Raw genomic sequence first — 18,347 nt, 5'->3', positions numbered from 1 at the left:
GCATTGATTTTATTCTCTGAAAAAACCAACACAAACAGTCTGATTTACTAACTATTAAGCTTTTAGCAGTGCTCTCAAAAAATCAAATCAAACTCATATCCAGCCTACAAAAGAAAAAATATAGAGATTCTCATCAACTTTTTGTTGCTGAAGGCAATAAGTTGGTAATGGACCTACTACAAACCAACATAAAAGTTGCTTACTTGGTGCATACTTCTGATTGGAAGAATGCAATAACTACAGAACATCTCAATCAGATTGAAAATCGTATTGAAACTGATGAAAAACTGATGAAAAAGGTGAGCAGTTTAAAAACACCTTCTCCTGTGCTTGCCGTTTTCAGGATTCCAGCTTGGGATATTGATGAAAACACCATAAAAAACTCCTTATCGATATTACTTGATGATGTTCAGGACCCAGGTAATCTAGGTACCATTATGCGCATTGCTGATTGGTTTGGCATTAAGAATATCTTTTGCTCACAAAACACTGTAGATGTATACAACCCTAAGGTGATACAGGCAAGTATGGGAGCTATTGCCAGAGTTAAAGTTACCTACACTTCTTTAGTTGATTTGATTTCCAAATACCACACAAAGGACTTCCCTGTATATGGAACTTTTTTGGAAGGTGAAACAATATACAAGTGCGAATTACAAAGCAAAGGTTTTATTGTAATGGGCAACGAAGGTCAGGGAATATCAGAAGAAATTGGACAATTGGTGAGCGATAAGCTGTTTATTCCAAACTTCCCAGCCGATCAGGAAACATCAGAATCGTTGAATGTATCGGTTGCAACCGCTATTATTTGTTCAGAGTTTAGGAGAGTGGAATTTTAATGTTTCTTTTCTCATTTTGAGAACAAAAACGTTGGCAAAGTGTCCTTCGTGAATCGAAAGAGCAAAATTATCTTGACAAAATGCTCTCAACAGGAAAAATTCTCAAAATTCACATGTCAAAACGCTCTCGATGGCTGGAGTTGGCAAAATCCATTGGCAAAAATGCTCTCGACGAACGGGATACTCAATTTTTCACTGACAAAATGCTCTCGACGAGTAAAAAGCAGAAATTTCCGTTGGCAATAAGCTCTCGATGGCTGGAGTTGACAAAATCCATTGGCAAAAATGCTCTCGATGGCTGGAGTTGGCAAAATCCAAGTGCAAAAGTCAATTATTCCTTGGCATAATATCTATCAAACGCATCGGCACATTGTTCGCCATCCATGGCAGCCGATACAATGCCTCCCGCATAACCAGCTCCTTCCCCGCAAGGGAAAAGTCCTTCTATTTTGGTATGTTGGAAAGTTTCACGGTCTCTTGGAATTCTTACTGGCGAAGACGTTCGTGATTCTACTCCTAAAATTACCGCTTTATTGGTGAGAAAGCCTCTCGATTTTCTACCAAATGCCTTAAATCCTTCTTGCAATCGGTAAGAGATGTGTTCGGGCAACCACTTGTGCATTTCGGAAGATACCACACCCGGATGATAGGATGTTTTTGGCAGGTTTTCGCTTTTTCTTCCTTCTACAAAATCTTTCATACGCTGGGCAGGAGCCGTTAGGTTCTCTCCTCCTTCTACAAATGATTGTGCCTCCAAATCTTCCTGAAAATGCAATCCCGCCAAGGGACCAAATTGCTCATATTCCGCTAAATCTTCTGTACGAATTTCGACGGCCATTCCCGAATTGGCAAAGGCAGTATTTCTTCCTGAGGATGACATTCCGTTTACCACTTGCTGATTTTCGCCTGTTGCCGCCGGAACAATTACTCCCCCCGGACACATACAGAAAGAATACACACCACGCCCTTCAACCTGTTGCACAAAACTGTAACTGGCCGCTGGCAAATACTTCCCTCTTCCGTTTGGATTGTGATATTGAATTTGATCGATTAATTCCTGTGGATGCTCGATACGAACGCCCATTGCAAAAGATTTTGCTTCAATATCGATATCAGATTCATTTAATTTTCGATATACATCGCGAGCCGAATGACCTGTTGCCAAAATCACGGCTTCTCCCTTAAAAGTTTTCCCATCCTGAGTTGACACGCCTGTAATTTTATTGGCATCCAGCAAGTAATCGATCACTTTACATGAAAAGTGAACTTCTCCACCCACTGCAATAATACTCTTACGGATATTTACAATTACCTTAGGCAACACATCGGTTCCAATATGAGGATGCGCCTCGTACAAAATCTCATCCTGAGCTCCATGAAAATGAAGCACATTTAAAATTTTCTTTAGATTACCACGCTTCTTAGATCGGGTATACAACTTGCCATCCGAAAACGTGCCGGCACCACCCTCTCCAAACGAGTAGTTTGAGTCCGGATCTACATTTCTGGTTCTATGCAACTGTCCCAAATCCTTTTTGCGATCTTCAACACTTTTGCCTCGCTCCAAAACAATAGGGCAATATCCAAGTTCTACCAATCGCAAAGCCGCAAATAAACCCGCAGGACCTGCTCCCACAACAATTACCTTTTTCTTATCCTTTACATTCGGATAATCGAATATCAATTCTTTCGCCACAGGAAGCTTTTCATCCACTGCGACACGAAATTTCATGTTTATCTTGATATCTCTTCTTCGAGCATCTATGGATTTTCTTAGAATTTGAATTCCATTAATTCTACCAATTTTAATCTTTAATTTTTGAGCCAGAATAGGCTTATAAAAAGATTCATCAGAAGCTTGTTTGGGATTCAGAACAATATCAATTTCAGTAATCATGTAAAAAAGTAATAAGGTGAAATGGTAAAAAAGTGCAAGAGTAGAAAATTACTCGAAATGAAAGGATAATGTAACTATTTTAGAGTTCATACCACGAATGGCATCTGTGTATGCCTCATAACCTGGGTTCTCGATATCATAGCTATGATTAATGATATCACGCAAACCTATTGCAAATTTCAATTCTGTAGCCAACTTAAAGTATGGCAAATAAAAATCGATACCAGCACCCAACTCCAAATACACATCCGTTGAATTTAAACGAATCAACATGTTATTTTCAGGATCGAGAGCATCTTGCGATTGCACATCAATCTTGTAACTGGCTCCACCAATTAAATATGGTCGATAGTTATTCAATCGCTTTGCACGATATTTAAGCATTAAAGGAAGGTTCACCAAAACCGATTCAACCGTCACATCTTCTTGTGGCAAGTTGGAATACTTTATGGTTCGTTCTCCAAACTCCAGCCCCGGCAAAAATCTTAATGACCAATTTTCATGCAAACGCAAATCAGAAACAATTCCTACCGAAAAGCCAGGGGAAAAAACAACTTGCTCAGCTCTGGCATCATTTACCCCTGAATTGTATAAGGCAAAGTCCATATTATTTACAGCCAAGGTAAAACCAAAGTGCAACCATTTTTGGTCAACTTTCTGATAATTCAGTATGCTTTCAGGCTTATATCTGCTTTGCGAAAAAGCAGAAGAAAAAAGGGAAAGACAGAGCAGTATTAAGAGTAATCGTTTCAATCTGGATCGTTTATTTTTAGTAATAACCCCTAAAATATAAAATTATTGTATGGGTTTAGTTCCAATGTAAATGGAAGCTATCCCAAAACTTAATTTTATCTGTTTTGTATCGGTAAAACCACAAGTTTCATAAATTTTCAGGAAATCATCACCATCTGGAAAAGCATCAACAGATTCTGGCAAATAGGTATATGCCGAAGCATCCTTTGACACCATTTTTCCCCAGAAAGGAAGAATCCTAAAAAAGTAAAAATTATAAATCTGTTTTATTGGAAATCTTCTGGGCTTTGAAAATTCGAGAACCACCACTTTACCTCCAGGTCGAACCACACGGTTCATTTCCGACAATCCTTTTTCAAGGTTTTCAAAATTTCTAACTCCAAAGGCCACCGTAATTGCATCAAAAGTATTATCCTCGAATTGAATATTTTCAGAATCTCCTTCCAACAATTCAATTTTATGCGATAAGTTTTTCTTTGCAATTTTTTCTCTCCCTACAGCCAACATCTCGGTTGAAATATCAATTCCTACAACCTTCTCGGGATTCAACTTTAGGTTAGCCAAAGCAAAGTCGCCAGTTCCTGTAGCTATATCCAAAACCATTTTCGGCTGCAAAGGTTTCAATAATTTTACCGCCTTCTTTCTCCACAACTTATCAATTCCCATCGACAAAACATGATTTAAAAAATCATATTTCTTTGCAATATTATTGAACATCAGCGCAACTTGCGCCTTCTTCCCTTTATCTAAATCTTTGTATGGATTTACCACGAACTTTCTTTTCAAATTAATAGTGAGGAAATCTAGTAGAGATATCTTTTAGATTTCAAAAACAATGCGATCGTTAATAATTTACGATCGCACAAATATAGTGAATGAAAAACAAAGAACCATTATCTGATTCTTTGTTATCTGTAATCTCAATATTTTCAGCAAATATCTATCCGATAATATTATTTTTCATGTAAATTTTCTTGTATTCATCGATATAGCCATAGGAAATGTCATCGATTCTTAATTCCCCTTTTGTGATGTGTCCTAAAGTAGAAAATGGCAAACCACTTTCCATCATCATGTCAACAAACTCATTTTCATTTTCCATTGATACTGAAACTACAACTCTACCCTGAGCTTCGCCGAATAAGAAGGCATCCATGCGAACCTCGGCAGGCGAGGTAATATCAAAACCTAAACCAAGCGGCATTGATGATTCAATTAGGTTGAAAAATAAACCACCGCGCTCAACGCTGTGAGCAGAACAAATCAACTTAGCTTGTATTAATTTGGCTACCGTATTATTAATTGCTTTTTCATCCTCAATATTAAAATGCGGAATTCCCACCTGACACTTTTGATGGTATGAACACAAGTACTCTGAACCCGATATGTCATTCCTGGATTTACCGATTAAGAAAATCATTTCACCTTTGTTCCTGAAAATGTAAGACATATGATTCTCCTTATTTGGCAAAGCTCCCATCATGGCAATAACAGGTGTTGGATTTATTGCTTTTCGCTTTCCTAAAACAGAACTTTCATTATAAAAACTAACATTTCCACCAGCTACAGGAGTTTCAAAAAAAGAACTTGCCTTTGCAATTCCTTTTATTGTGGCCACAAATTGAGAATAAATATTCTCCTCAAGTGGACTACCAAAATTCAAACAATCATTTATTGCTAATGGCTTTCCTCCCGAACATACTATTCGCCTGGCAGCACGTGCTATATTAATTTGTGCTCCTATATATGCATTATTAAAAGAATAAACCGAATTGCCAGATACAGTAAAACATACTGCTTTCTTATCCTCTCCCAAAAATGTGATTTGAGCGTCAGAAGGTGAGTTGTCTCTGTCTTCTATATTTCTTTGAAGGTGTTCCTTAATTACAAGATTAGGATTATTCACCATTTTGTTAATTACTTTCCAATAATTATCAGGTTCTGGAATTGTTTCAAGATAATCTATAGCATCTACTTGAACCAAATCGTGAAACTTACGGTCAGTTTGTGGAGCTCCAAATCCCATTACCAAATCCTTTGCAATTACTTCGGCTACTATTTTTGAGCTCTCAAAAAATCTTATAGTCTTATTATTGGTTAATACTCCAACCTCCTCGCAAATAAGTTTATGCTCCTCGAATGTTTTCTTTATTAAGTCTGTATTCTTCTTATCTGCAACCAGCATAAATCGCTCTTGCGTTCTCGAGAGAAGTACTTCCTCAACGTTAATTCCATTATGACTTAGAGGTATCTTATTCAAATCAAGATCAATTCCTGTCTTAGCATGGGCACTTACAACCGAGCATGAATTAATGATACCCGCCATATCCATATTTTCCACTCTTACCAGAGCATCCTGTTCATTAAGTTTTAAAATCGCTTCGGTCAACGAATTGCCAAGATCTGGATTTCCTTTTGGGATTGTAAAACTCTCATTTTGTCCAAACACACCTTCCGAACCTGTTGGGTTTCCAACAATGAACAACTTTTGACCTGCTTCTAGTGTTCTATTGAAAAGAAGTTTATCTTTTGAAACAAGTCCGGCTACCATTATATTTACAATGGGATTTGTATCGTATGATGAATTGTAAAAAATTTCGCTTCCAATATCTTCTATGTATAAAACATTTGCATAATCATTTATTCCTTTAATAATTTCATCCATCAACCATTTTGTCCTATCGAGAGTAGAATCGCCAAATCGTAATGAATTGAGAATAATTTGCGGCTTTGCACCTAGGGACACAATATCTCTACACACATCACCAACACATGTAGCAGCTCCTTGATATGGATCAATACCTGAAGGATGATTGTGTGTTCCCATCTTGAATACACAATATTCTCCATTCCCTAAATCAACAACTCCCGCATTCGAATCTCTTGCTCCTGAAATAATATATTCGCCTTTGTTAGGCAGCGAGGATATCCATGAAACAGAACTTTTGTAAGATAAGTTCTCTGACCACATAACAGAATAAATCTGCAACTCTAATAAATTTGGATTTCGACCTAAACTTTCTACGATCTTATCGTATGATTCTTTATCTATGCCCAGATCTTCGGCTACTTGAACTGATACGTCTTGTTTTTCCATGGCGCAAGCTTATTGGTGATGAATATTTTAAATTTAAAAAAAATAAGATAGGAACACGAATTATCGCCTTAGTTTTTACCTTTACAACTCCAAGAAAAGATTGATTGTATATTACAATCTCCATAACAACACAAAATTAATATCACAAATACAAAATGACTAAAATTGCTTTTATAACAGGCGCTACAGCAGGCATCGGTGAAGCTTGTGCTAAAAAAATGGCAAAAGTGGGATACGACCTCATTATTTCAGGAAGAAGAGAAGAAAATTTAAACCGATTAGAAGAAGAAATTCTTAAAGAGTATCAATGTAATATCCTTAAATTGGTTTTAGATGTAAGACAACAGGAAGAGGTTTTCGAAAAAATCAACAGCTTACCTAAAAAATGGAAGAAGATTGATCTTTTGATAAACAATGCTGGCCTAGCTGTTGGCGTTTCTGCATTACAAGATGGTATCGTTGATGATTGGGAAAGAATGATTGACACCAACATTAAAGGGTTACTTTATATTACAAGAGCTGTTGGCCCTTTGATGATAGAAAGAAAACAAGGTCATATTATAAATGTTACTTCTATTGCAGGTAAAGAAATTTACCCAGGTGGAAATGTTTATTGCGCCACAAAACACGCTGCTGATGCCTTAACCAAAGGAATGAGAATCGATATGCTTCCGCATAACATCAAAGTTTCATCTGTTGCTCCGGGTATGGTTGAAACTGAATTCTCCATTGTACGCTTTAAAGGTGATAAAGATAAAGCTGACCAGGTTTACAATGGTTTTACTCCATTGTACGCAGAAGACATTGCTGATACTGTAGAATTTATTGCAACTCGCCCTTCTCATGTAAATATTAACGATATTCTTATCATGCCAACAGCTCAAGCCTCGGCAAGAGATGTTGTCCGTAACTAATAGGTTTCTGAAATTTCTTCGGATTCGATAATCCAACGACCTGGAATAAACTGTTTAGATTTTATATGGATAGTTTTAGCAAGTTGATCACCAGTAACGGCAAGAATTCGATTCATTTTTCCGATAAATAAAAACTTAAAATTTCGGCTGATCCAGGCAGCAAAGCTTTCGAACAGCCGGAATTCTTTCCTTCCTCCATAAATTACCGAAGGTCTGTAGATAGTTACCGATTCAAATTCCAGTGAATTGATAAAGCATTCCGCTTCACCCTTAACTCTTTGATAGAAAAAATAGGATTCTGGACTAGCACCTATTGCACTAATCAAATGAAAGTTGCCAATCTTCTTTTCTTCACAAACTTTAGCAAACTTTGTGATGTATTCGTAATCTATTACTCTGAAATTTTCTTTTGTCTGAGCTTTTTTGATTGTTGTTCCAATGCAGCAAAATGCCACATCAATTTCAGAAGGAAGTTGTTCTGAAGTTAAGAATTCGAAGTTGATTACGATTTGTTCCAATTTTGGGTGGCTCATGGGCAATTCATTTCTTACCAAAGCATAAACTTTGGTATAATCTTGATCCGCTAAAATACGTTTCAGTAATTTTTCTCCGGTAAATCCTGAAGCTCCACTCACAATTGCCTTCATAACACGATAATTTAAGAGGTTTAGTTCTCTATTTGAAGACAAGTTAAGGCTTTCACGATAAAATCAAAAACACGAAAAGGCTTTTGCTGACACAAAAACCTTTTTCTTAATATTTAACCTATTTACATTACTTGATAAATGATTTTATCTTTTCCAACAACAGTTCCTTTTTAATTGGCTTTGAAAGATAATCGTCGCAGCCAATTTCAAGAGCTTTATCTTTATCACCATTCATAGCATAAGCCGTTTGAGCTATAATTGTTAAATTTGGCTTAAACTTCTTTATTTCGATGGTTGCTTTCATACCATCCACTTCCGGCATTCTCATATCCATTAACACCAAATCGATATTATTTTCCTCTTTACAAATCCGAATGGCTTCAGCTCCATTTTCAGCCCATATAACTTTATACTTGTTTCTTTTTAAAATTGTCTCTATCAACCTATAATTAGAAAGCTCATCTTCAGCAACCAATATGGTGGGAATATGATTCGTATCTACTTTTGGCAATTCTATCTTCACGCTTTCTTCTTTTGAAAGAATACAATCCATCACCAAAGTAAAAGTAGATCCTTTATTAGGTTCAGATTCAACTTCAATTCTTCCTCCAAGCATATCTACAATTTTTTTGGAAATTGCCAATCCCATTCCTGTACCTCCAAAAGTTCTGGTAATTGAATCATCCACTTGGCGAAACTTATCGAAAATAATATCCTTTTTATCTTTTTCTATCCCTACTCCAGTATCCTTTACATACAACTTTAATTTTTCACCTTCAACACAATATCCAAACTCAACAAATCCTTTATTGGTAAACTTTAATCCATTTTTAAATAGATTCATCACCACCTGCAGAAGCCTCTGAAAATCGTTACGGACCAGAATTTTTGAGTACCTTTTATCTGCGGTAAATTTTAAAGTCAGTCGTTCTTTGTTTTCCAGTATCTGCTTTTGCGCTGCTAATTTTTTCACCTCACACAAAAAGTTATACATCAAAAACTCCTCCTCTACTTTTGTTATATTTCCTGATTCAATCATTGTAAAACTCAAGATATCCTCTATAACCTCAAGCAATTGGTTTCCACTCCTATTTATTAATTGTACAAATTCCAATATCTCATCAATATTCATTGAATCATTACACAAATTCGAAAAACCAATTACCGCATTTAATGGCGTTCTTAGCTCATGAGAAACATTTGCCATAAATGCCGACTTCATTCGGTCGGATTCTTCCGCCTTATTTTTCGCTTCTAACAGATCCCTCTCTATCCTTTTACTCTCTGTAATATCCTCTTTGACAGCCATGTAATGAGTTATATTTCCAAACTCATCTTTTATTGCGGAAAAACTAGCTCGTTCCCAAAATAACTCCTTGTTCTTTTTAACATTTAAGAATTCACAATTCCATTCTTCTCCTATTTTCAAGTGCTCCCACATTTGCTTGTATACATCTTGAGGAGTAAATCCTGATTTCAAGACACGTGGGTTTTTTCCAACAACTTCTTCAGCACTATATCCTGTTATTTGACAAAATTTAGGATTTACATATTCAATATCTCCATCTCTATTGGTAATAACTATTGATGCAGGGCTTTGTTCCATGGAGCGATGCAAGGTCTTTAACTCCATTTCTCTCTTTTTTCTTTTAACCCCCAAAGCAATCTGTACCGAAACAATTTCTAATAACTTTAAAGTATCCGAGTCAAGATTTGATGAACATGTATAAGATGAAATTCCAAAAACTCCTAAAACAAGATCATTATCAATAAGAGGAAAACCAATCCATCGCTTTGGAATTTTATGCAAAGACAAACCATTCTCTTCTACAATTTCTTTTATTTGGCGTTCATCAAGATTTAACTTTTTTTTCCTTCGAATTGCATTAAAACTAATTGATTCTGAAAAATTTAACCTATTATATTTAAAGGATTTCTGACCAAAAGAACGCAAAGATCTATTGGTTGGTGAAATTAAATCCAGAAACATTTCACCATTCCCCACAATAGGTTGTAACAAATCACCTATACTATGAACCAATTCCACCTGACTTAAAGAAGAATTCAGAATATCCGTAATCCCATAAATGATATGCTCCTGCTTTTGTTTCCAAACTTCCTCGGTAACATTGCGGTAAATAGCATATACCGCAACTTTCTCCTCATCTAGAAATATTGGCTTTCCCGTCACCTGTACATGAATTTGTTTTCCATACTTGGTTTGACGTACCGTAGAGAATTCCAATACTTGTCCTAAAGAAGCTTGTTTTGTATATCTTTTTCCCTCTTCTTTAAAGTTTTCAGGAACAATTAAATCATTAATTTTTTCTGATAATGCCTCCTCTAAAGTATATTCAAATAATTTTTCGAACTCTTTGTTTACTCTTATCACCCTATCTTCATTATCAAGAATCACTATTGCATCAGGTGAATTTTCAAACAAATTCTCAAAAAAAGTTTTTTGAACTCGAATTTCATTCGTGGCTTCCTTATTCTTTTCTATTTCGTTACGCAATTCATAACTCATCTCAAATTGAGACTCAATTCCCTTTGCAAAACGTATGGATTTTTCGATATTCTCTTCTATTTCCTTTCGAGAAAGGACTTTTAGCAAGTTAACCTCCAAGGCTTCTTCATTGCTTAATTTCTCCCCATTGGCAATTTTAACAGCTATTGGATCATTCTCTTCAACAAATTGACCACACACAAAGTATCCATATAATTTTCCCTTAATTTTAACCGGAACAAAAATACCTCTGGCATGTGGTCCATATATGATTTCAATACAATCATCTTTCCGCTCGCTTTTTATCTTTGAAATTTTGCTAAAAAGACTCTCCCCATTTTTTATAAACCCACCATTGAAAAGTGTCATAGCCTGACAACTACAGCTGTTCACATATTTGTCTTCAAAATTTATTAACAAACAAGGACATCCGCTTAACTCAGAAAAAACATTAAGCATCATTAATAGGCTATTCGGATTTTGAATATCTCTAAAATGATCAAGATTACTCTTATTCATTTCATTTTCATCTAATTTGTAAAGGGAATTTTTAGGGCCTTGAGATAAATTTTTAGTCATAAAATTTTCATAGATAAGATTTAGGTAATGTATACTGAATTTAGTTAGAATTGTTCGCATTTTTAATAAAAAAAAACCACAATACAAAAGTATAAACACTATGTAAAACAACCTATTCGTCAACTTTTTAACAAACTACAACCCTACTTAATCATTAACTTAATAATTAAGTGTTTCAAACTAGTTTTCAAATCATTTTTGGGCTCAGACCAAAATTTTAATAAATTTGACTATATCACAAACAGGTCATGCAAAAACTTATTGGATTCAATATCAAGAGAAATAAAAAATTATTGGTGTCAGATATTATAAAATTTTACGAAGTAAGAGGTTATGAGTTAATTGATGCCAATGCACATGGTATGACTTTTAAACGTGGTAATATTTGGGGAAATATGACTACTCTAAATCCCACCAAATGGAGAACAAAGGTAATTATTGAAATCATCAAAAAGGAAAGGATGGATTATAACATTTATGCCACCTATAAATTCACCACATCTGGCTTTTTCAGAACTAAAATTGAAGACAATTATTACAATGAAGAGCTAAATGCCTTTTCAAAAGCAATTGAGAATTTCGAACTTGATAGTGATTTTATAGAAACGATTGTAAATAAAACCAATAAATCAAATTTTCATTTGCTTGCAAATTCTCTTTTACTCGGTATTCCAACTGCACTATTAATCATTCTGGCAATCAATAGTCTTATCAACAACACATTACCTACTCTTATTGCTTCTGCAATTACAGCGATTGCTATTATTGGTTTTTATGTAATTTTTGTAAAATTAAGGGGGAAAGCTTAATTGCTCATAATCGAAAAACAATTAATTCACTGCTATACAAGAGAAAACAACACAGTATAAGCTTTATTTTAATGCAAATATATATTTTTTTAAAACGTTTGCATCATGTTTTAAAACTTATTTCAAACGTATGCGTAATTCAAACATTATTGATAGTTTTGACCTAACGATTAAAAAATCAAAGTACTGATAAGAATCGCGACTAATAATTTGAAGTTTGATGTTTACAAAGACCGAGAAAACCTGTTTTTTCGGTCTTTTGTTTTAAAATCGGCTTATAAAGCCAAAGTGAATTTTAGCACTTCTTAAATCAAAACTCTGATTTTCTTGTTTGCCTGTAGCATAGTTTAAACTAAAAATCCCTGCTTTTGTGGCAAAACTCAAACCAAACCCCAGTCCAATTGGATAATCCTCTGTATTATTATCCAAAATTTCACTTTTGTAGTAAGCCAAATCTGTAAACAAATAAAAACTAGTATTTCTTTCAGGAATAAACCGCAACTCATTACTTATAATTGAATACTTTGACACCCTGAACGAAGCTTCATCAAATCCACGCAGACTGTTAAGACCACCAATTTTAAACAAATCATTTACAAACAAATTGTCTGATTTTAAAAATCCTGATTGATTTTTCACTCTATAACTGATCTTATTGCTCAGCGGGAAATTGATTTCTCCTTTCCATTTTATATTTAGAACCGAACTATTCAAATCAATACCACTATAAACGTGATCTGGAATCTTTCTGTTTTTTTCAATTTTATGAGTTCCCATTCCTATAGAGCTATTGAATTGCCAACCTCTTTTAGGGTTAAAAGGATAATCCAAATTTGAATAATTAAATCCCACTCCTCCCATATGTGTTTTTACATCGGCATAATCAGGTAATACATTAACTCCACTTAAATGTGAAGTAGATATCAATGAAGATGAATGATATTCGTAATACAATTTTACATGACGATTCCCTTTTTGAAAAAGCATAAAGCCTAAATTTAAATTGGTTGAAAGGTAAGTTGTATCCTGCTTGGAGAGTGTAAAATCAAAATCCAACCCAATATTTCCTATCAAATATGGATGCATAAATCCAATCGTTAAATCTTGACTTTTCGTATCAATTTTTTTCCAGCTCAATTTAATTTCTTCCCCATATCGAAAAACATTATTCAAAAGCAAATTAATTTCTCCGGTTACTGTCAAACTCTCATCATCATCCTGATCAGATTGCAAGCCAAGAATTCCATCGAATCGATTTGAGGTTTCCCGATCTAAATAGGTATACAGAATTGCTTTATTCTTTACAAATTCAACCTCAGCCGGCTTAATTTCTCTACAAAAATTCAAATTATTAATTCGTCCAGATACTTTACCAAGGGTATTTTCACTATAAGGAGAATTGGGTGCTATGTCCAGATATTTCATCATAAACTCTTTTCTCACTTTAAGCTTTCCTTTTAGTTTTAAACTATCCCATACCACGAATTTTCCTTTCTCTAAATTCCAAGTAGCATCCACTTTAGATTTGTGAATGTTTAAACTATCGTTGTAGATTTTAGCAAATGGATACCCATTATTATTGTATGCCTCTATAATATTTTGCTGATATTTTTCTATCTCACTTAGTTGAATCCTTTTTTTATTAGCCAATCTGAATGAAAATTTCATGGAATCAATTTGATTAATTCCTCTGTGAGAGATATGTTTTATAAGGTACTTTTCGCCAATATGGACAAAAGCCTGCAGCTTATCGTTTTTTGAAACCAACGAATCCAAGTTCGCTTCCAGGTATCCCATTTGCCTTGCCTTTTGTATTTTATAATCCAATTTGCGTAGTGCTGCATCTTTGTTAGAATATTTGCCTTGAATCCGATTCAACGACTTTGAGATACGAACAGAATCATTCTCTACAACTACATCCAATTGGACTTTATTTTGCGATAGCACTGTAATCCAACTCATTAGAAACAAAGCTCCCAAAAGGATTACCTTTTTCATATTTATAAAACTCACCAAATTATATATAGACTTATTGATACACAATTTTTTAACACAACCAAATTACAAGCATAAGATTATAATTAACCACAATTAGAACTTTTTTTTATATCTTTTCCAAAATTTTTAAACTTAATCGCGATCATAAATTTATTATCTATGAAAAAAACACTTTATGCCATAGCCGTTATATTTCTTTTAGGATTATTTGCCAGTTCTTGTGCAGTTGATAAAAAATGCCCTGCATATACTAAAGCAGATACAAGCAATACACTAAAAAAAGCTTAATCCTAAGAAAAATCTCATTAAAATGAGATTTTTTTTTGTTTATGAAGCACAATTGCAATCGTTTTAATCTACTTTAGTAGTTTGATTTAGTGTTTATTAAACAAGAATTACTCAATAAAAATATCTTGTTTTTTTTTCAATTTTTCTATACAAAATATTTTTAAAATACATACTTTTGCCATTGAGAAACAAAGGGTTTATAAATTAAAATTTATACACAATGTCAAAGATTAAAATTGGTATCAACGGATTTGGCCGTATCGGACGTTTCGTATTCCGTCAGGCTGTTGCAAAAGGAAACATCGAAGTAGTTGCTATTAACGACCTTATCGACGTAGATTACATGGCTTACATGTTGAAGTACGATTCAACTCACGGAAGATTCAACGGTGAAGTTGAGGTAAAAGATGGTCAATTAGTAGTTAATGGTAACGTTGTTCGTGTTACTGCAGAAAGAAATCCAGCTGATATTAACTGGGGTGCTGTAGAAGCTGAGTACGTTGTAGAATCTACTGGTCTTTTCTTGACTAAAGAAACTGCTCAAGGTCACATCGACGGTGGTGCTAAGAAAGTTGTAATGTCTGCTCCATCAAAAGATGATACTCCAATGTTCGTTATGGGTGTTAACAACAAAGAATACACTAACGACATGACTTTCGTTTCTAATGCTTCTTGTACTACTAACTGTTTAGCTCCTGTAGCAAAAGTATTGAACGACAAATTCGGTATTATCGAAGGTTTAATGACTACTGTTCACGCAACTACTGCTACTCAAAAAACTGTTGACGGTCCTTCTATGAAAGACTGGAGAGGTGGACGTGGTGCTGGTCAAAACATCATTCCTTCATCAACTGGTGCTGCAAAAGCTGTAGGTAAAGTAATTCCTGCTTTGAACGGTAAATTGACTGGTATGTCATTCCGTGTTCCAACTCCAGACGTATCGGTTGTTGACTTAACTGTTCGTTTAGAAAAAGAAACTACTTACGAAGCTATCTGTGCTGCAATGAAAGAAGCATCAGAAGGTGAATTAGCTGGTGTATTAGGATATACTGAAGATGCTGTTGTATCTAACGACTTCGTTGGTGACGCAAGAACTTCTATCTTCGATGCTGGTGCTGGTATTCAGTTATCTCCAACTTTCGTTAAAGTTGTATCTTGGTACGATAACGAAATGGGTTACTCTACCAAAGTATGCGAATTGATCGAATACATGGATTCTGTAAAATAATCCATACAAAATATAAGATTAAAAGACTCCGATTTTCGGGGTCTTTTTTTTTGAACATATATGATATAAAACACATAATTCTTCGAATCACGTAATCAGAAAAACCATATGTTTGCTCTGTATTTAGAGAAATAATTCGCTATTATAAAAACTGAAATTACACTTAAACAACAATTTCAAAAAGAAAATGTTAGAACAATACCTAAAACATGAAGAGGCAAGGAATGCCAAAGGAATTCCAGCCTTACCCTTGAATGCTGAGCAAACAAAAGATTTATGCGACTTATTGCAAAATCCTATTCAAGGAAAAGAAGATTTTTTGCTTCACCTTTTTACTGAAAGAATTGCACCTGGTGTTGACGACTCAACTAAAGTTAAAGCTGAATTCTTAGGTCAAATTCTTAAAAACGAAGTATCAACTCCATTAATCGACAAGAAAAAAGCAATTGAAATTCTTGGAACAATGATGGGTGGTTACAATGTTCAGGTATTGGTAGAAGCATTGCAAAATGAAGAATTAGCTATGGATGCTGCAGAAGCGCTTAAAGGCATTATTCTTGTTTACGATGCTTTCGAAACAGTAGCTGAGCTATCTAAAACCAATACTGCTGCCAAAAGCGTAATAGAATCTTGGGCTAATGCAGAATGGTTCACTTCTCGCGAAGAATTGCCAGAAGAAATCAAACTTAAAGTTTACAAAGTAGAAGGTGAAATCAACACTGATGATTTTTCTCCTGCATCACAAGCTTTTACTCGTCCTGATATTCCATTGCATGCTTTGGCTATGGGAGCTGGTCGTTTCGAAGATGGAATCGATACTATTGCTGGATGGAGAAAAGAAGGTCACAAAGTTGCTTTTGTTGGTGACGTTGTGGGTACTGGTTCATCTCGTAAATCAGCTGCAAACTCGTTATTATGGCACATTGGTGAAGATATTCCATGTGTTCCAAACAAACGTACTGCAGGTGTAGTAATCGGTGGTGCTATTGCTCCAATTTTCTACAACACAACACAGGATTCAGGTGGATTACCAATCACAACTGATGTTTCTGTTTTAAATACTGGTGATGAAATCATCATCAACAATGTAAAAGGTGAAATTACTCGCGATGGCGAAGTAATCTCTACATATACTTTAGCTCCTGATACTTTAACTGATGAGTACAGAGCTGGTGGTCGTATTCCTTTGATTATCGGTAAAGCATTAACTGAAAAAGCTCGTACTTTATTAGGAATGCCTGCTGCTGATATTTTTAAAGTAGCCAACAACCCTCAGCCAAAACCTAATCAAGGTTATACAATGGCTCAGAAAATTGTAGGTAAAGCTTGTGGAGTTGAAGGAGTATTGCCAGGAACATCATGTGCCCCAAAAATGACAACTGTAGGTTCTCAGGATACTACTGGTCCTATGACTCGTGATGAAATTAAAGAGTTGGCATGTTTGAAGTTCGAAGCTCCAATGTTCATGCAGTCTTTCTGTCACACTGCTGCTTATCCTAAAGCAACTGATGTAGCAATGCACAAAAGCATGCCTAAATTTATGGCAGATCGTAAAGGTGTACCATTGAAACAAGGTGATGGTGTAATTCACTCATGGTTGAACCGTTTATTGGTTCCTGATACCGTTGGTACAGGTGGTGACTCTCACACTCGTTTCCCATTAGGTATTTCATTCCCTGCAGGTTCTGGTTTGGTTGCTTTTGCTGGTGCTTTAGGTTTCATGCCATTGGATATGCCAGAATCAGTATTGGTTAAATTCAAAGGCAAGCTAAACCCAGGTATCACTTTACGTGATGTGGTAAATGCAATTCCATATTTTGCAATTCAAAACGGGCAGTTGACTGTTCCTAAGAAAAATAAAATCAACATTTTCAATGGTAAGATTATCGAGATGGAAGGTCTTGAAGACATTACTGTTGAGCAAGCATTTGAGTTAACCGATGCGACTGCTGAGCGTTCTGCTGCTGCAGGTTGTATTAAGTTATCAGAAGAGCGTGTAGTAGAGTATGTAAAATCTAACGTTGCCTTGATGGAATCAATGATCAAGATGGGTTACGAAGATGCTCAAACTATTCAAAACCGTATTGATGCTTGTAATGAATGGTTGGCAAATCCAACACTAATCGAAAGAGATGAAAATGCAGAATATGCTGCTACTATTGAAATCGACCTTGCTGAAATTACTGAGCCAATCTTGTGTTGTCCAAACGATCCGGATGATGTAAAATTACTTTCTGAAGTGGCTAACACTGAAATTCAGGATGTATTCATCGGTTCATGTATGACTAACATTGGTCACTTCCGTGCTTGTGAAAAAGTTTGGAAAGGATCAACTCCATCAGATAAGGTAAGAACTTACATGGCTCCTCCAACACGTATGGATGCTGCTGTATTGAAAGAAGAAGCTACTTTCTCAACTTTCTCTCAGTTAGGTGTTCGTGTTGAGACTCCAGGTTGTTCGCTTTGTATGGGTAACCAGTTAAGAGTACCAGATAATTCAACTGTATTCTCTACTTCTACTCGTAACTTTAACAACCGTATGGGTACAGGAGCTAAGGTTTACTTAGGATCGGCTGAGCTTGGTGCTGTTGTTTCAGTAATGGGTAAATTACCAACTCCAGCTGAGTATATGGAAATGTACAAAGAGAAAATCCAAGAGCATGAAGCTGAAGTGTACAAGTACATGCAGTTTGATGAAATGGATATGGAGGATGCTTTATACCAAAGAAGAGATCAATAATTAATCTCAATATAATTGACAAAGCCGGTGCAAATGCATCGGCTTTTTTCTT

14 protein-coding genes are annotated in these 18,347 nt (G+C 35.3%); 7 read left to right on the top strand and 7 right to left on the bottom strand.

The genetic code is table 11. The features are described from left to right. Positions 1–68: 68 nt before the first annotated feature. A complete protein-coding gene (locus tag M0051_RS05950; RefSeq protein ID WP_373568302.1) occupies positions 69–839 on the top strand; it encodes a TrmH family RNA methyltransferase in 771 nt (256 codons plus the stop codon). A gap of 80 nt (positions 840–919) precedes the next feature. Beyond that, positions 920–1,186, top strand: coding sequence for a hypothetical protein (locus M0051_RS05945; protein ID WP_306740631.1), 267 nt, complete (start codon positions 920–922; stop codon positions 1,184–1,186). On the opposite strand, the gene M0051_RS05940 is transcribed toward M0051_RS05945, so the two are convergent. The 4 genes from M0051_RS05940 to purL all read right to left on the bottom strand — a co-directional run bounded on the left by M0051_RS05940 (position 1,171) and on the right by purL (position 6,586). Then, positions 1,171–2,736: an NAD(P)/FAD-dependent oxidoreductase gene (locus M0051_RS05940; RefSeq protein ID WP_306740630.1), complete on the bottom strand. Its 1,566-nt coding sequence runs from the start codon at positions 2,734–2,736 to the stop codon at positions 1,171–1,173. The genes M0051_RS05945 and M0051_RS05940 overlap by 16 nt on opposite strands. A gap of 48 nt (positions 2,737–2,784) precedes the next feature. Further along, positions 2,785–3,489 (bottom strand): porin family protein, encoded by a 705-nt coding sequence (locus tag M0051_RS05935; RefSeq protein ID WP_306740629.1) that lies wholly within the window; start codon positions 3,487–3,489, stop codon positions 2,785–2,787. Between the two features lie 42 nt (positions 3,490–3,531). After that, on the bottom strand, positions 3,532–4,260 hold the full coding sequence (gene ubiE, locus M0051_RS05930; RefSeq protein WP_306740628.1) for a bifunctional demethylmenaquinone methyltransferase/2-methoxy-6-polyprenyl-1,4-benzoquinol methylase UbiE: 729 nt from the start codon (positions 4,258–4,260) through the stop codon (positions 3,532–3,534). Positions 4,261–4,429: 169 nt separating this feature from the next. After that, the gene (gene purL, locus M0051_RS05925) at positions 4,430–6,586 is read right to left on the bottom strand and encodes a phosphoribosylformylglycinamidine synthase subunit PurL (RefSeq protein ID WP_306740627.1); all 2,157 of its coding nucleotides are present in this window, start codon (positions 6,584–6,586) and stop codon (positions 4,430–4,432) included. Positions 6,587–6,741: 155 nt separating this feature from the next. Here purL and M0051_RS05920 point away from each other — a divergent pair, with 155 nt between their 5' ends. Beyond that, positions 6,742–7,500, top strand: coding sequence for an SDR family NAD(P)-dependent oxidoreductase (locus M0051_RS05920; RefSeq protein ID WP_306740626.1), 759 nt, complete (start codon positions 6,742–6,744; stop codon positions 7,498–7,500). Here the strand turns inward: M0051_RS05920 and M0051_RS05915 are convergent. Both M0051_RS05915 and M0051_RS05910 read right to left on the bottom strand, forming a co-directional pair. After that, the gene (locus M0051_RS05915; RefSeq protein WP_306740625.1) at positions 7,497–8,147 is read right to left on the bottom strand and encodes an NAD(P)H-binding protein; all 651 of its coding nucleotides are present in this window, start codon (positions 8,145–8,147) and stop codon (positions 7,497–7,499) included. The two genes, M0051_RS05920 and M0051_RS05915, sit on opposite strands and share 4 nt — an antisense overlap. A gap of 127 nt (positions 8,148–8,274) precedes the next feature. Beyond that, the gene (locus tag M0051_RS05910; protein ID WP_306740624.1) at positions 8,275–11,172 is read right to left on the bottom strand and encodes a PAS domain S-box protein; all 2,898 of its coding nucleotides are present in this window, start codon (positions 11,170–11,172) and stop codon (positions 8,275–8,277) included. Positions 11,173–11,480: 308 nt separating this feature from the next. On the opposite strand from M0051_RS05910, the gene M0051_RS05905 reads away from it, so the two are divergent. Then, complete coding sequence (locus M0051_RS05905; RefSeq protein ID WP_306740623.1) at positions 11,481–12,041, top strand: hypothetical protein; 561 nt, start codon at positions 11,481–11,483, stop codon at positions 12,039–12,041. Positions 12,042–12,305: 264 nt separating this feature from the next. On the opposite strand, the gene M0051_RS05900 is transcribed toward M0051_RS05905, so the two are convergent. Next, positions 12,306–14,039 carry a BamA/TamA family outer membrane protein gene (locus M0051_RS05900; RefSeq protein WP_306740622.1) on the bottom strand — a complete coding sequence of 578 codons (1,734 nt, stop codon included), beginning with the start codon at positions 14,037–14,039 and terminating at the stop codon, positions 12,306–12,308. A gap of 159 nt (positions 14,040–14,198) precedes the next feature. Here M0051_RS05900 and M0051_RS05895 point away from each other — a divergent pair, with 159 nt between their 5' ends. The 3 genes from M0051_RS05895 (at position 14,199) to M0051_RS05885 (ending at position 18,295) form a co-directional block, all read left to right on the top strand. Continuing rightward, a complete protein-coding gene (locus M0051_RS05895; RefSeq protein ID WP_262509979.1) occupies positions 14,199–14,327 on the top strand; it encodes a hypothetical protein in 129 nt (42 codons plus the stop codon). Between the two features lie 220 nt (positions 14,328–14,547). Continuing rightward, complete coding sequence (gap, locus tag M0051_RS05890) at positions 14,548–15,555, top strand: type I glyceraldehyde-3-phosphate dehydrogenase (RefSeq protein WP_306740621.1); 1,008 nt, start codon at positions 14,548–14,550, stop codon at positions 15,553–15,555. A 187-nt stretch (positions 15,556–15,742) separates the two neighbouring features. Continuing rightward, positions 15,743–18,295, top strand: coding sequence for a bifunctional aconitate hydratase 2/2-methylisocitrate dehydratase (locus M0051_RS05885; protein ID WP_306740620.1), 2,553 nt, complete (start codon positions 15,743–15,745; stop codon positions 18,293–18,295). Positions 18,296–18,347: the final 52 nt, after the last annotated feature.

Origin of the sequence: Marinifilum sp. D714 (assembly GCF_030851345.1) — a bacterium.
Classification (GTDB): domain Bacteria; phylum Bacteroidota; class Bacteroidia; order Bacteroidales; family Marinifilaceae; genus Marinifilum.
The sequence above is the reverse complement of the archived record's forward strand: the minus strand, read 5'-3'. Positions and strand labels throughout refer to the sequence as shown.

Bases quoted from the DNA above. Each gene is read 5' to 3' on its own strand.
- M0051_RS05945 (WP_306740631.1), top strand. From the start codon at position 920: ATGCTCTCAACAGGAAAAATTCTCAAAATTCACATGTCAAAACGCTCT.
- M0051_RS05940 (WP_306740630.1), bottom strand. From the start codon at position 2,736: ATGATTACTGAAATTGATATTGTTCTGAATCCCAAACAAGCTTCTGAT.
- purL (WP_306740627.1), bottom strand. From the start codon at position 6,586: ATGGAAAAACAAGACGTATCAGTTCAAGTAGCCGAAGATCTGGGCATA.
- M0051_RS05920 (WP_306740626.1), top strand. From the start codon at position 6,742: ATGACTAAAATTGCTTTTATAACAGGCGCTACAGCAGGCATCGGTGAA.
- M0051_RS05915 (WP_306740625.1), bottom strand. From the start codon at position 8,147: ATGAAGGCAATTGTGAGTGGAGCTTCAGGATTTACCGGAGAAAAATTA.
- M0051_RS05910 (WP_306740624.1), bottom strand. From the start codon at position 11,172: ATGAATAAGAGTAATCTTGATCATTTTAGAGATATTCAAAATCCGAAT.
- M0051_RS05905 (WP_306740623.1), top strand. From the start codon at position 11,481: ATGCAAAAACTTATTGGATTCAATATCAAGAGAAATAAAAAATTATTG.
- M0051_RS05900 (WP_306740622.1), bottom strand. From the start codon at position 14,039: ATGAAAAAGGTAATCCTTTTGGGAGCTTTGTTTCTAATGAGTTGGATT.
- M0051_RS05895 (WP_262509979.1), top strand. From the start codon at position 14,199: ATGAAAAAAACACTTTATGCCATAGCCGTTATATTTCTTTTAGGATTA.
- gap (WP_306740621.1), top strand. From the start codon at position 14,548: ATGTCAAAGATTAAAATTGGTATCAACGGATTTGGCCGTATCGGACGT.
- M0051_RS05885 (WP_306740620.1), top strand. From the start codon at position 15,743: ATGTTAGAACAATACCTAAAACATGAAGAGGCAAGGAATGCCAAAGGA.